10 protein-coding genes and 2 pseudogenes are annotated in these 14,577 nt (G+C 46.8%); 2 read left to right on the forward strand and 10 right to left on the reverse strand.

The genetic code is table 11. The features are described 5' to 3' along the window. Positions 1–168: 168 nt before the first annotated feature. From NNL21_RS14385 to NNL21_RS14405, 6 genes and pseudogenes are all read right to left on the reverse strand, one after another. Positions 169–582 carry a VOC family protein gene (locus NNL21_RS14385; protein WP_256555246.1) on the reverse strand — a complete coding sequence of 138 codons (414 nt, stop codon included), beginning with the start codon at positions 580–582 and terminating at the stop codon, positions 169–171. A gap of 24 nt (positions 583–606) precedes the next feature. Beyond that, positions 607–762: pseudogene (locus NNL21_RS36785) on the reverse strand (RNA polymerase sigma factor); the annotation flags it as partial. 916 nt (positions 763–1,678) lie between these two features. Beyond that, positions 1,679–4,876, reverse strand: a complete 3,198-nt coding sequence (locus NNL21_RS14390) for a heparinase II/III domain-containing protein (RefSeq protein WP_204817990.1) — start codon at positions 4,874–4,876, stop codon at positions 1,679–1,681. Positions 4,877–5,284: 408 nt separating this feature from the next. After that, a complete protein-coding gene (locus tag NNL21_RS14395; protein WP_204817991.1) occupies positions 5,285–5,761 on the reverse strand; it encodes a DUF1579 family protein in 477 nt (158 codons plus the stop codon). Positions 5,762–6,048: 287 nt separating this feature from the next. After that, on the reverse strand, positions 6,049–7,035 hold the full coding sequence (locus tag NNL21_RS14400) for a helveticin J family class III bacteriocin (protein ID WP_204817992.1): 987 nt from the start codon (positions 7,033–7,035) through the stop codon (positions 6,049–6,051). Between the two features lie 521 nt (positions 7,036–7,556). After that, the gene (locus tag NNL21_RS14405; protein ID WP_256555247.1) at positions 7,557–7,958 is read right to left on the reverse strand and encodes a MerR family transcriptional regulator; all 402 of its coding nucleotides are present in this window, start codon (positions 7,956–7,958) and stop codon (positions 7,557–7,559) included. Positions 7,959–8,884: 926 nt separating this feature from the next. Here NNL21_RS14405 and NNL21_RS14415 point away from each other — a divergent pair. Together NNL21_RS14415 and NNL21_RS36790 are read left to right on the forward strand one after the other, a co-directional pair. Further along, positions 8,885–10,381 (forward strand): CehA/McbA family metallohydrolase, encoded by a 1,497-nt coding sequence (locus NNL21_RS14415; RefSeq protein WP_204817993.1) that lies wholly within the window; start codon positions 8,885–8,887, stop codon positions 10,379–10,381. Between the two features lie 165 nt (positions 10,382–10,546). Next, a pseudogene (locus tag NNL21_RS36790) lies at positions 10,547–10,810 on the forward strand (IS110 family RNA-guided transposase); the annotation flags it as partial. 387 nt (positions 10,811–11,197) lie between these two features. Here NNL21_RS36790 and NNL21_RS14420 read toward each other — a convergent pair. The 4 genes from NNL21_RS14420 to NNL21_RS14435 all read right to left on the reverse strand — a co-directional run bounded on the left by NNL21_RS14420 (position 11,198) and on the right by NNL21_RS14435 (position 14,561). Continuing rightward, positions 11,198–11,734, reverse strand: a complete 537-nt coding sequence (locus NNL21_RS14420) for a transposase (protein WP_256555248.1) — start codon at positions 11,732–11,734, stop codon at positions 11,198–11,200. 274 nt (positions 11,735–12,008) lie between these two features. Continuing rightward, positions 12,009–12,998: a metal ABC transporter substrate-binding protein gene (locus NNL21_RS14425; protein WP_204817994.1), complete on the reverse strand. Its 990-nt coding sequence runs from the start codon at positions 12,996–12,998 to the stop codon at positions 12,009–12,011. Further along, positions 12,982–13,908, reverse strand: a complete 927-nt coding sequence (locus NNL21_RS14430; protein WP_204817995.1) for a metal ABC transporter permease — start codon at positions 13,906–13,908, stop codon at positions 12,982–12,984. The genes NNL21_RS14425 and NNL21_RS14430 overlap by 17 nt, the downstream gene beginning before the upstream one ends. Beyond that, entirely contained in the window at positions 13,854–14,561 is a 708-nt protein-coding gene (locus tag NNL21_RS14435) for a metal ABC transporter ATP-binding protein (RefSeq protein ID WP_204818509.1), read from the reverse strand. Before NNL21_RS14435 ends, NNL21_RS14430 begins: the two co-directional genes overlap by 55 nt. Between the last annotated feature and the right edge of the window lie 16 nt (positions 14,562–14,577).

Raw genomic sequence — 14,577 nt, forward strand, 5'->3', positions numbered from 1 at the left:
TTTATCTTTCTTCTCCAAGAGGAAATATGGGAATTCATCTATGCTGCCCGTTACTTCAATGAGACAGGGAGCAGCGCCGCGGCGGACTGCTTCCTGTAATGGTTGAACTAACGTTCTCCGTTAATGATAAATTCTATAACTCCATCATTGAAGCTTCGATTTTCTTCATTAACCACCAAAACCAATTTTGTAACCATCTAAATCTTGAATGACAAATTCTTTCCACCCCGATTGAGATACACTCAATTCGGTGCGAATAATGGCTCCTTTTGCTTTAAACTCTTCAAAAAGCTCTTCTTGCGATTCTGTATAAGCCAGAATATCCCAGGGTGGACCGCCAGGAATGCTACTGATCGGCTTAACATCTTCAATATTATTAGCTTCATACATTAAGAGAAATAACCCTTCTCTTGATGTATGACCACAATCGTCATACTCACATCCCAGAACTTCTTCATAATACCTTCTGGATTCAGAGAGATTGGATACGAGTAACATAGTTGGTCCAGTATTGATCTTCCTCTTTACTTCCTGCACGAAAGATACTCCTAATTGGTTATTCATCAATGTTTGTTCTACCATCGGTACCAGCTCCTTTTTTATCTTTAATTTTGCTCTCCTTATACGGCTTTCAATAGTACTTTTTGATACTTTAAGTAGGTCACTGATTTCTTTTGATGTAAGGCCGCTCAAATAATTGAGGATTAAAGCAAGGCGGTGAGGTTCATCAAGTCTAGCTAATGCGCTACGGACCTCTTCTATACTTTCGCGACTACAGCTACGTCAACAGGTTTCAATTCATCATTCAACCCATCTATTATCACAAAAGTAGTGTGAATGATAAACTAGATGAAAAGACTTGCTACTAATATTAAAAATCGTTTAATAAAAACAAAGTTCAATCTCTCACCTGCATTCTCTCATTTTTTATCCATAATCCTCCCTAAATATTATCACACTTGGGCGCATGAAACATTCCACGCAGACGTCCCATTACCCTCCTTAAAATTGGAGTCAATTCGCTAAATCCATCCGATATCCTTTAATTCCTATGACGCTTGAGTGGTTGAGCTAACCTCCCTGTTAGTTGAGCGACCATGAGTGATTAGACTGCCTTATTACTAAACAACTGCTGGCTCTAACGGCTATATTCAATTTCGTTTGTGCTACCGTTAACGCATACAGTTAGTTGAGAAAATAAGCTGCCGCGGTTAAGGAGGTATGTTGTTGTCACAAGTCGGCTAAGGACGCAAGTTCTTGTCCATTCATTTTGACAAGAACTTGCGTCCTTAAATAAAAAAAGTCGAAACTATGCGGCTTTTAAGGAAGTATGTTCACTCGACAATCGACGTCTCACAATAATCAATCGTAATCGTACGTAAGTTGTCATTCCTTGTACTGGAACGCCTCCTTGTACTGAAACGGCGTTGCATTTACCAGGTGATAGCTCGAGCGTGTATCCTGCGCGCTTTGACGGTTACTGCCTTGGTATCCCTTCTTATAAAATAGAAGAGCCGCCCATTGGACGACTCTTGTGGCTATGGTAGCGATGCTATTTCAGCATCGATTGCTAATACTTGAGCTTGGAAATCAGTACGTTCTTTCTTCATGTCGGCAACATTAGACAACCAATCTATCCGGTAGCCTCGTTTTAGTTGAAGTTGAAATGTCAGTCCCGTTAGCGTAATTCGTACGTTAACGGAATCGTAAACGAAGCGCCTTTCGCAATGTCGTAGACGAACCCTTTACTCCGGTCCGTCTTATCTTGCATGCCGCGAATCAGGGTTATGTCGCCGATGCCGATCGCATAGCGGCGACCTCCTCCCGTTTTCACGATGCTCTTGATTTCGTACGAGGCGTTGCGCACTCCGTCCGTTTCCAAATGAATGAATTTCCCGACCAATTGTTCGGGTTTCACGCCGTGATTCAGCTTCATTTCTACGATGATCTCGTTCTGCGACGACAGCTCCCCCGTGAAGCTCTCGACTGTACCGTGAACTGATGGCAGCTTAGCCTGCATCGGTCCCCGGTCCGGCTTCAGTCGGGATGCATCGTGCATATACATATACACCGGCTTGCCGTCCCGATAAGATACCATCCCGAAGCTTCCTTGGAACTCGAACTTGTCGTCGACGTCGTATAAAGCTTCTTCATTTAAAGCGCTGACGATGTAGTCGATCCGACCGTCACGCAGCGTCACTTTGACCGCCTTCGCTTCTAGTGGGGTAACCGCCTCGCCGTTAGACATTACGGACACTTCTTGAATGTCCGCAATAAATCGTTCATTCTCGTACGGCTCGAGCACGGATGTAAAGTTGCTTTCCAAATTGGACCCGCTCCGATGCGCCAGCATATAGCGCAGCGTCTTCGGATTGCCCGGCTTGTTTTGCGGAGGCACCCCGTCGGCCAGTGCTACATCGTCGGTTTCTCCGAGCATCGTGAGGCGCATATGAATGTCCCGATCGACCGAATGTACGTTCCACGTATCTTTTATGCTCCAATCAACGCTGAAGGCTGCGGTCGGATCGGGATCGCGCTCCACCCTTCCCAAATAGTTGAAGCCGCTGAGAAGCCCGTTCTTGTTGTAGTCGGGATCTTTAAGCGGAACGTCTGCCCCCGCGTAAGAGCCCCCACTTTGCGGTATCATCTCCACACCTTCCGCCGTCGCGGTGCCTTCCGCCCCGTGGAAGCTGAACACGTGGTCGCTCCCCCCCTTGATCCGAAAAAAGTCTACGGCGTACGAATTCGTTTCATCCGCTTTGATCAGAGCGGTCGTCCGACGATACAGCTCCGTCTGCGGATACACGTTCGGTGCTTCGATATCAAGGAGCTTGACGGTTTCCGTATCGTCGATATGGCGGGGAATTGCCGCCACTTGGTGTTTCTGCGACTGCCGGTCCACGACTACTGTGTTATGGCTCGTCGTTGCGCTGGTCCAGTTCATTCGTTCCGGATCGGTACCCGTCACTTCCGGATAGCCCAAATCGGGCGACAGGTCGACGTCGAACGCATGCAGACCGATGTTCAGCGTATCGAGATGACCGTGGCCAGAATTGCGGCCATAATACGACCACAAGCCGCGCTGGCTGTCCTGATCGCTGTCCCGGAGCGCCGAAAACCCGAATCCTGTTTCGTGCGTGCTGCCCAACCGGAACGTCCCTTTTGTCCGGATCACTTCCTCTATATCTCTGATGATCTTTTCGGGATCGGCCGAGAAAATGCTGCCGTGCATGCCCGTCGTCTTATTTCCGTTCCGCTTATAGGCGAGCTGGGCCAGGACGGGATCTTCCGTTTTTTCGAAGCCGATCAAATCGCTCGCTAAGCTGCCAATCAGTCCAGGATTGCCCGTTTTACCTGTATCGCCGATCGTCGGCGAATAGTTGTCCAGCATTATGATCGGATAATACGCCTGGAACATTTTCAAATACTTCAGATTATTGTACAAATCATACTCCGGGTATCGCTCGTAACCGTCGACTACATCGGCGACGATCTGGAAATTGTTGAGCCAGCCCATGTTATAGCCTGGCGATGCTTCGTTGCCCCAGCCGTCCCGGTCAATGTCGTTATAGAACACGGGGTCGAAATTGCCCCCCGTCAAAATATATTTTCGTCCGAAAGGCGCATTTGGGTCGGGCTGCTTGATCAGCTCACCGGGCTTGAATACGAAATCGAGCCATTCCTTGCTCGTTCCTTCCTCGTCGAGCACCACGGCGGCGAGCGCCAGTGCGCTTTGGTGCTGCCCGATGTTGCCCCGGATTTGAGAGTTTTGCACACCCGGGTAAATATAGCGCAAAATGTTGTCTTCGATGTTATTGTGGATATCGTCTGGCGTGTTTTTTGATTTCCCCAACTTATACTGCTCCGCTTTCGAGCTAAGAAACGAAAGGAGCTCGGTATCTTGATCGATCACAGGGTAAAACGCGTCGTAAGCGTATGTGAACGACTTGACGATGCCCGTTTCCCATATGTCGTGTACAATTTTGCCTTGTGCGGAATGAACGTTGGGGTCTCCGTTGTCGAAGCCCAAATCCCAATGATGGACCGAAATGTCCATATCTGGGTACAAATCGGCGATCCGATCGAGCAGGATCAGCCCTTTATGGGCATATTTGGGATCACCCGTATACAAATACGCGTCGCGCAAGGCGTCCAAGCCGCGTGTAATATAACCGTGGTTGGCGTTACCGCCGCCGGTCACCCAATGAGCCCAATGGTTGTAATACGCAATGAACGTCCAGACGTCGCCGTCCGCGTCCTCCCATCCCCAGCCGTCATCAACGCCCCAATTTTCGCCCCGCTCGGGGTACAACTCATTTTTTAAAAATTGCGAGCCATTTTTTTTTGCCAGCTCCGGATCGAATTCGCCGTTCTCGTTGAGACCGCTCTGGTAATACGACTTGAAATCGTTGGTTGGGTATAGCTCGCCCGTTACGGGGCTTTTCAGCTTCCACGGATGATTGATCGGATCGATGATCCACGGGTAGTTGCCATACTTGTTGATTTCGGCCCCATCCGGACCCGGGCTGCCCTTCACCCGCTGCTTGTAACGCGTCAGCACTCCTAAACTGCGGGGAAGAGCCTGCGACGTCGGAAAATGCCATAAAAATTCGTCATCCAAGTCGATGAAAAATTGTGCGTTATTGACGGCGTTGTCACGTATCGATTTCGCCCAGTCGTATTTTTCGATATTACTGCGCGCATTCGTCACCTTTTCCGTCGTGTAATACGTCGACTTCGATTTCCCTAAGCTCATGCTCCGCACTTGATCCGAATCTCCTTCCCCAGCCAGCGCCTTCGGCGCCGGTAGTCCGGATGCCGCGAATAGCAGCACGGACAGCTGGACGATAACCAATCGGGACATTAAAGGCTTCATAATTTCCTCCTTTTCATTTAAAATACGTTTAAATAACTTGTTACATACCTGTTACTTTTATATTGTAACAGAGATAAAACTGCCCAACAATGCTACATTCGTCTCAAAAAAAGACACCTTGTCGAAAGCACGGAAACTGTCATTTCATTGCATTGATACTATTTCGCGTTCCTTCAGAACCATACTTTTTGATTTGTCATTGTATTATTATCTCTTTTCATTAGGCTATGTTAAATCTTAATGTTGATTTTCGACCAAAGAAAAACCGCCCTCTGTAAGGGCGGTTAATTGAATGCTATCGTGTCCGTTAGTTTAACGATACGAGCCGGGAACTTCAGATCCTTTCTTGTTTGTGGTTTGTTCCGCTATTGATCCCCAAGAGTTTATAAGTTTTTTTGGGATTTTCAGCTAAACGACTTTCGTCAACTTGATATCCATCCAAGGTACCCAACTGTCGCCGTCGCCTGACAGCTCCCAACTGCCAGTTAAGGTGTTGCTGTCATCGCTAAACATTCCCGTGAAGCGCTCCGATTTTCCTGCAATGGTCCAGGCGGCATCGAGTAGATTCGCTTGGTACGTACCGACGCTGCCTCGGTTGTCATAAGAGTGCGTGAAGTACGTCTGGCTAGAAGTATCATAGCCTATGATCTCGATGGTCTTAACCTCTTCCTCTCCCATATAGCCATCCACGTGGTGAATAAGGAAAAACCCGCCAGGTAGCCATTCGTAGATATCAATTGCCTTCAACTTGGCAGCCGGCCCGGACGGACTCGCCTTAATCAGTCCTTCCGTACTCCATTTGCCAATGAATACATTCAAGCGAGTGAGCGCACGATCTGGCTTGGGTGGTCCGTGTGGAGCAAGAGAATTATCTTTCTTTGTCACTAATAGGTTCCTCCTTCATAGTCAGGGCGGTTGCCACCCTGTATGGATGAATTTTATAATACTTTTATTCTACCATGTTACAGATGATGTGGTTTCTTATCGATTGCTATTTCGGAAGTTGAAGAAACTTTGTTTAGTTATATTATACTGCCCGAGGGAGTTCAGGAAGATAAATAATTCCTTCTAAGTTTGGTGTTCGTTTCCGTTACAGTAAACAGGCATGAAAATTCTCAATGGCTTACTTTTTTATTATTTAATAAACGGCGACTTCTTTTACGTACAGTTATTTAAAATATAGTATCCGGCACATAGTAGATTTTCTGTGTATTTTTCTTGTTCTTGGGATCCGTCACAATAGTAAAATATACTTTCCCATTCTTTGTCTGAACTCCCTCGATTTCATGCTTTCCTACATTCGTAATTTTCACCAGGGTTTTGTACGCGCCCGAGCTGGTCATCATGGCGATCTGAGGGGTTTGGCCTTCGGCGCCCCCCGAGGTGTAAATTTTTGTATTTCCCAGCATATCTGCACCCTGAAAAGATCCATTCGGTCTAATAATACGGCTGCCGGATTGCGAGAAACTCGCTACGCTCGCTTTTACCGCGACGGCACTGTCCATTCGAACCTGCTTTTTGCTGTCCAAAAGCTTGTTCAAGGCCGCTGTGCTGTATATGGACCAGGTAACGGTCTTTTCCTTTGTTTGTACTCGGAAAAACGTATATTTGCTGTTACCACCGCCGTCTACCCTATAGGTGGTGCCTAATCTTTTGCCAGTCTTATTAGCGTAATTCATATAGGTGAACCGATCAAGCTTCGTATAATCGACCTTCGAGCCGGCTTTATATTGAAGTCTTGCCACCTGGAGCGACCAGTATTGGGCTGTTGAAGGATCTGCTTTAGAACTGAAGTAGAAATAATTTTCACCTTTGTACGTGTACATATCAAGCGTTTGGCAATGGCCGGTATTGGTGACGGTCATTTGATCTACGTACTTGGCGTCTTTCCCGTTAATGCGCAATCTGGAAAGATAGCATGTACCCTTTGACCGCTGTGTAACATAGATATACTTGTCTGCGATATATGCTTTTTGTACTGCCACATTGTGCTTGAGCCCTTTTAAGTTATACGCAAGCTTTGCTGATGCGTTCACGGTTTTGCCAGGTGATGCTGCCGACGCAGGCAGGACTGGCGTGATGAATAAAAGAATGGCGAGAACAACCGATGTGAAAATTTTCAAGTTCCTTTCGCGAAGAGCTAAACGCTCCTGAAACATTATAATACCTCCTTTGTACAATGACTCATCGGGGTGATCTGTAGTGGGAAAATGGCTGATTACAGCTGAACACAATCCTCCTTACTCTTTACGCATAATCAGCGCTTACCTTGGTGTATTGGACAAAATGAGTATTGAAACTATGTATTACCCATTTTCGGAATAAATGAACCACCAATCCGTAATAAGCTGGGCTCGCTATCCGCCAATCTTTAATAAAAGCGGAGTTAATACGGCCATGATGACTACTCCTGCTGCTTGATAATCAATGGACCTCTGTCAAGAAAGTGGACGCGAAATAAGGTTGCTCACACGATGCTTTTGTAATACTCAGCTACAAACCGGTCTGGGGTTAAATAGCCCAGTGTTGGTTGTAACACAGCTCGAAATACCTCTTGTTGTGCCTGGGAATTTAACCAAATTATGGTGCAAGAAATAAACTCCTTCTTCAATTACTGTGCCAGATCTTCGGCTATCCTCTATGAAAAACTAGCCGCCGTGCATCGCAAACCAGAACCCTTTCAAACATGTTTTTTTAATGTTGCCGGTGGTGTCAGTTTCGCTTGTACTCCCCCTTGAATTGTGAGCTTATCATATGGAAGTCGGTGACTTGCCCGTATTGGGCGATACGGAAAATAACTCATCTCAACAGGTGAGACGGATTTTGGTTTCGGTTCTCCCATCGTTTTCTCTGACACACCGACCTGACTTTCATCCGAGCAGTCCCGTCGGTATCTCCCCTCCTCCAACTTCATGTCGATAAAATCAACTACCTGCTGCAGAGCGGCGATTTGGCTGACGATATTTTTCCGGTGTCTCCTTAAGTGTTCCACCAGTTCGGGATAATCCGCGGGATCAGCATCGGTGGAGACCGCCAAAAAAAGCTGCATATCCTCCAGCGGCATCCCTGTTTTTTCAGGCAAGATATCAGCCGGAGTGAAACAAGTTCATGCGGAAGCAAATAGAGGCTAAGCATTTGACGAGCCGACTTGCCATTCCCAATCCTTACGTGAGGAACTCTGGAAAGGACCGATCCAACCCATTATGGACACATCCTTGTACCACACGCAGGTCAGTCGACAGGTGATCACGAATTTTCATACGAATAGCTCAAAACCTTCTCGGTTATTTTCAAATTGAGATTGGCTTCCCGAGCTTGACGCCGTGGTAGTCTTGTGCTCGAGCCACATGTTTGAATTTCGCGATGTCTATACCGACAATTAAGGTAGAAGAAGTGATTAGATTAATTCGTTCATTTTGAGTAGAATGCATGTTGTAATCTCCTTGGTTTGTTTTTGGGTCTGAAAGCCCCGCGCAGTTGGCTGTCGTTGTAGCTTCGCCACCATACGTCTCCCAGCCAATAATTCTGCCTCTGCCCAGCTTAACCTCCTTGGAGAATAAGAGCAGGTTTGCGATTTTCTAGCAGGCTTACAATCCGCTATATACGTTGCGGCTGTTGGAGAGCGGCGGCCATGAAGGGGTGAGCGCTATGAGCATTGAGCCGGATTAGGAGAAGAAGCTGAAGGGAAAGCAGTTTCGCAAGTTGATGTTTACGGCCGACATGTGGGAGTGGCGGGAAGACACAGTCACTTCGGATACGAAAGGCCGGAAAAAAATCGCTACGATGAAGATTGCTCATTACTTCCAGATTGCTCATAATCCTTAAATTATTTCATAAAACAAATTATTAGGTGTTGCCGATTTTAGTTTAAATTATGTACAAATATGTCGTAATAAGCGAAGGTTTTGTTCATATATTAGGTTTACGGATTTTTTTTATTTTGATATAATTTACTAACTAATTTAATTTTATCAACTCTGAGCGATAACCAAGGAGGATCGATTAATCATGGAGGCAAATGAACTGAATTTAGCACACTCCCATTTCTTTCGTGTGGAGGAAGAAAGCGATTGGCTTATTTTCAATGTAGATTGTGGTTCGAGTCTCCCGGCATATCGCATATTCCATGTGCGTGATCCACTTGGCAGATTGCGTTATCAACACTTGGATATCAGTAGCCCGCGTACAGTGACCATTCATCGAGATCCGTTCAAGACAAACTTTAATGGTGTAGGCGGAGCGATACCTGCCGGTGAATGGCGGATTGACTTCGGCAGCAAACCGACTACGTTCAAACTGCATTATGAGTATGGCAATGGAGCTCTTTCTTATAAATATAGACCCAGTATCCCCGATCCGGCGCGCGATATCTGGGCAACCGAATTCGACAGATCCGGCCGTTTCATGCTGAATCTCTACGATTGGGAGTCAAGTCGGGAAGAAGGCAGCCGTTGGTACAAGGGCGACTGTCATTTGCACACCATGTTATCGGATGGGAGTTTACCACCGTCTGAACTCAATCGGCAAGCACAGACAGCTGGCCTCGACTTCATTGTGGCAACGGATCATTTTATTGTTCCGACATCCTGGCCCCAAGCCGATTTATTGGTCATACCTGGCATTGAAGTGACAGCCAGCTGCGGGCATTGGAATGCGCTTGGTCCGCGGACATGGATAGACTGGAACGGAAATTTGGCTGACGGCGGAATGACAACCGAACAAGGAATGAATCGGGTCATCCGCGATGCGTCCGATTCCGGCGCAGTATGCTCCATCAACCATCCTTTAGATCCGTCCTTTGAGTGGACCTTGCATGATACTGATCTCAGCCGGATCGACGCTGTTGAGATCGTTAACTCACCAGAGAACAGAATCAGCAAGGAGGCCAACGATCAAACGCTTGTGCTTTGGAACACAATGTGGAATGAAGGACTGCGGAAGACAGGAATCGGAGGTTCCGATTTCCATTTAAACCTGGCCCCACACGAAGGAGGCAAGGAATACTGTGTTGGTAGTCCAACGACTTGCGTATTTGCATCACGCTTATCAGCCCATGAAATTCTTGATGGCATCCGTGCAGGACGCGTTTGTGTCACAATTGGGCCCGAGCTTGAGCCCACGATTCAAGTTGACGATACCGTGTACTTGCCCGGCACCGATTTGACAGAAGCTATCAAAGCCTCTGCCGATGGCATTGTTCGCTGTCATTTGAGCATCAGTGGAATGAATGCAGGCCAATTGCATTGGATCGAGAATGGCGAACGGGTACAAACGGTTGAAATTGGTGATGGCGGTGGCACATTCATGGCGACATTCGATTGGAAGAATCGCGACTACGTTTGGGCACGTGCGGAAGTTCGCTCCGTCGATGGAGAGTTGCTGGGATTTACAAACCCTGTTTCCTGCGGTTCCAAAACAACGGATGTTAAGACATGGGGCCAGGCGATGGTCAAAGCCGGTTTAAAGCAGGGCCCCCTGCAGCCTCCTGGAGGGGCTGGTTGGTAGAATAGGACAGAGAGTATTGCTGAGGGCACATCATAAGAGATGTCGCTTGACTGGAAAGGTACGAATTACGCTCGGGCAAGAGCGGAAATTCGTTCCGCCGACATATAGCCCTTCTCCAACTGTAAACCTCATCTCGTGAGGATGCCCTCTTCATTGCCGACATTGTTCATTCATAACACGCCTGAATCCTTTGAAGAGCTGCGTGTTTTCTCTCCAACCGCGACTCTGTCGTGACGAGACTCGTTATCGCAAAGAACCAAATCCATCGGTGGGTTGACGTTGTATTCCCCGAACTGCGTCAAGTCTTTAAGAGCCTCATGTGCACCGGTTCTTTGGCCATGCTTCATCTTTTCCCTACGGAAATCGCTGATGAAACGTCACTCTGTAGAACGAAAAGCGCGTGCTCTTATCGCGCTTGCTAACAGATCGAAATAATTTACCAATAGCATTGAACTATCGTGTCCCGTCCCTCGGATTTAAGGATTTATCTCACATATCACTCATTCGCAGGATTTCATCACCTTGATTTAGGTCAATCTCAGAAAGCAGCGAAGTGATACCCGTTGAGGTGGTGATCTGGGCATGCGGGAATAGAGGAACGATCAGGTTAAATTCCCCAGTTAGTTTCTACTGCACGCATATTCCACAAATCCCTGGAGGTTCACCCTCCCAGATCTCAACGGGTCACTCCCCTTACATTCCTTCGTTATACCTGTCCAAGGTGTGGAGACCGATAGCGTTTAGCGGATGGGTCTGAGCCCTTATGGGACACGAACTCGGTCCTCCGTGCTTTCTTTGTGAAATCCCGCGAACGAGTCAATATACGAGCAACTTCCCCATTAACTTGAATATGGATTGCTGCTTTTTCATCTTCCTTTCTTGCACATTATGCTTATGCAGATGGCGGAAGACGGGGTTATTCCAAACGAGCTGAACCGTCGCCAGATAGAGATATTTTCGTAAAGCTGAATCACCTCGTTTCGAAAGTATAATTCGTCCCTTTCGCTTTCCAGACGTACTCTCGGCCAGATTTAGGCCAGCCTTGCGTAATACCTGACGTCCGCGCGCATACTGTCTTAAATCTCCTGTGCCAGCTAGTATGGCCGCTGTGAAGATCTTTCTGAGCCCTTTTATGGTACGGAGTTGTTGCGCCATTGGAATCTCAGAAAGCAGTGCTTCGATGTCCGTTTCAATCTCTTCAAGCATGCTGGTGACACGTTCATATTCTTCTATGAGTCGTCTTAAATCTGACTTTGCTTCTTCTACAGCAGTTCGATTCCCGACACTGCGTTTCGCCTGAGCAATGAGCTGTGCAGCCTTCTCTATGCCCGTAAAGCCTCCATCGCGCTGCATATGAACTCGCCATGCTTGGATGACATCCGGTGCTGTATACGTCTCTAAGTCTTGTGGGCATGGGAATGTCTTGAGGGTCGCCAATGATCGCTTACAGGTGGCGCTCCCTTTTTTACAAAGCTCATTTCTTAAGCTCTACAGGAAGGTTCCTCTATTTTAATCGTTAACGTTTTGTATGAACAATAACAAAGCTGACACTCATTTATAAGCGTCAGCTTGCTTCGAATTTAATAATGACTCAACAAACGAATATAATGAATAAAAAGTACAAACTCTATTCGTTTAAAGCATTCTTCAACGCTTCTAAGTTCTTAGTCATAATGCCGATATAATCGAGATTGGCTTTCTTGTCCTCGTCCGTCAGACCTTCGATCGGATTAAGCACATCCGTTTTGGCTCCGATCTCATTCGCTATCGTCTGAGCAATCTTCGGGTCGACGAGCGTCTCGAATAAAATCGTTTTGATATCATGCTCTTTCGCAAACGCAATTACTTCTGCCATCTGCTCTGGAGACGGCTCTTGTTCTGGCGATAGACCAGCAATTGGAACCTGGGTCAGACCATATTCCTTTGCGAGGTAACCGAATGCCGCATGTTGGGTTACAAACTCGGTACGCTTAACGCCTTGAAGTTCGGATTTAAAAGCATCATCCAGTTCTTTTAGCTTTGAAATATAGGCATTAGCATTCGCCTTGTATTCATCCTTATGAGCTGGGTCAGCCTTCTCAAATGCCTTCTGAATCGCAAGCACCTCTTGCTGCGCTAATACCGGACTCAACCAGATGTGCGGATCGAGGCTTCCCCCTTCCTCATGCCCCTCTTCCTCATGCCCTTCTTCCTCATGGCCTTCTTCCTCATGCCCATGGTCTTCGCTTTCCATCAGCTGTATTCCATCAATTGCTTCTACCACAATACGCTTATCATTCGGAGCGCTCTCAAGTGCTTGCTCTGCCCAGCCTTCGACAATCCCGTTATAGATGAATAGATCCGCTTCTTTAATATTAGCCATATCCTTGGCGCTTGGCTCCCAATCGTGCGGTTCAACGCCTGCAGGAATCAAGCCAATGACATCAGCATGCTCTCCGGCAACCTGCTTACTGAATTCGTAAATTGGATAAATGGACGTTACGACTTTCAGCTTCTTGCCGCTGTTCTCAGGCTCGCTGCTGATGTTATTGATACCCTCGTTATTTGCTCCGCACCCTGCTAATAGTAATGCGGTGACTGTAGAAATTAGAATTAGTTTGCTAGACCAAGTTTTCATTTTCTTTGCCTCCTGTTGTTTGAATGGATGAGTTCATCGTGAAACGTGGGAAAGCGGTACTCATGTTGTCTACTTTACTAGTTGAATTCTTGCTTCTTAATTTCCCGACCTTTAACATCAGTTTCTTTACTGCAATTCCGGCAACCAACAGAATTAAGAGTACAACCGCAATCGTTCCTCCCGGCGGCGTGCTAAGTTCATAAGAGGCAGTTAGACCTGAGAATACGCCAATTAATCCAATTCCCATTGCGATGTACAGTGCAGATGTAAAGCTAGATGAAACCCTGATTGCAAGCGAAGCGGGCAGTACGATCAGAGAGGATACTAACAGAACTCCGACAATCGGCATAGCTGCCGCGGCAATCATTCCGGTAATAACGCTAAAGATAAGCGAGACCCATTTGACCGGAATACCATTCGTCGCGGCCGTCTCCTCATCAAAAGCTATTTGATACAAAGGTCTACGGAACAAAATAAAAAACGATGCCCCTATTAAGGCCACTGCTATCATTAAAGATAATTCTGTTTGATTCACGGCCACGATAGAGCCAAACAAATAGGATGAGAAACTTTTATTCATGCCTTGATTCAAACTCATTAGAACAACCGCACTGGATAACCCGCCAATCATAATGATTGCTGTAGAAATCTCACTATAAGTCTTATAAGATCTTCTTACATATTCCACAGCAATGGCACCAGTAATAGCAATAGCAAAGCCTGTTAGCGACGGATTTAGTTGAAGATATGCCCCTCCTGCTACTCCCGCCAGCGAGACATGTGAGAGCATATCAGCCATCATAGCTTGTCGCCTAAGCATGAGATACACACCAAGAACAGAAGCAACCAGTGCAATTAACCCACCGGCGAAAAATGCCCGCTGCATGAAGTCGTAGTGCAGCATTTCCATCCTCCTTCCTCCTTCTTTTCCAGCTCTATAATTCGGTCCAGATAAGACTGAACCTCTTTGAGACTATGGGTAACCATAACGATAGTCCGTCCATGCTCTTTCACATGATGGTGCATCAACTCATAAAAGCCGACTCTGCTTTCCTGATCCATACCGGTAGTGGGCTCATCCATAATGAGTAAGTCCGGCAGCTGCGCTAAAGCACGTGCAATGCAAATCCGCTGCTTCTGTCCGCCTGAAAGCTCACCGATCTTTTTATGTCGGTGTTCCCACATCCCCACTTGACGTAGCGCCATTTCTGTAATGGCATGATCACTAGGGCGGAGCTTATGAAGCCAAGAACGCCTTACATATGTACCCGACCGAACAAATTCTAGAATAGTACTTGGAAATCCGCTGTTGAATGCGGCAATCTGCTGTGGAACATACCCAATCACGAGTCTCTTGCCACTTTGATTCTGCTTAGCTAAATAAATGTCTCCGCGCCAAGGCTTAAGTAAGCCAAGTGCGAGTTTAAGGAGTGTGGTCTTAGAAGCGCCGTTTGGGCCCGTAACCGCGACGAATTCTCCAGAATAAATATCCATGGTTGCATTCTCTAAGCAAGGCACGTCGCTATAACCGAACACCACTTTATTCATGGAAGCCAAGAGCAATTTAATCATCCTTTCG

Origin of the sequence: Paenibacillus mendelii (assembly GCF_024498075.1) — a bacterium.
Lineage (GTDB): Bacteria > Bacillota > Bacilli > Paenibacillales > Paenibacillaceae > Paenibacillus_Z > Paenibacillus_Z mendelii.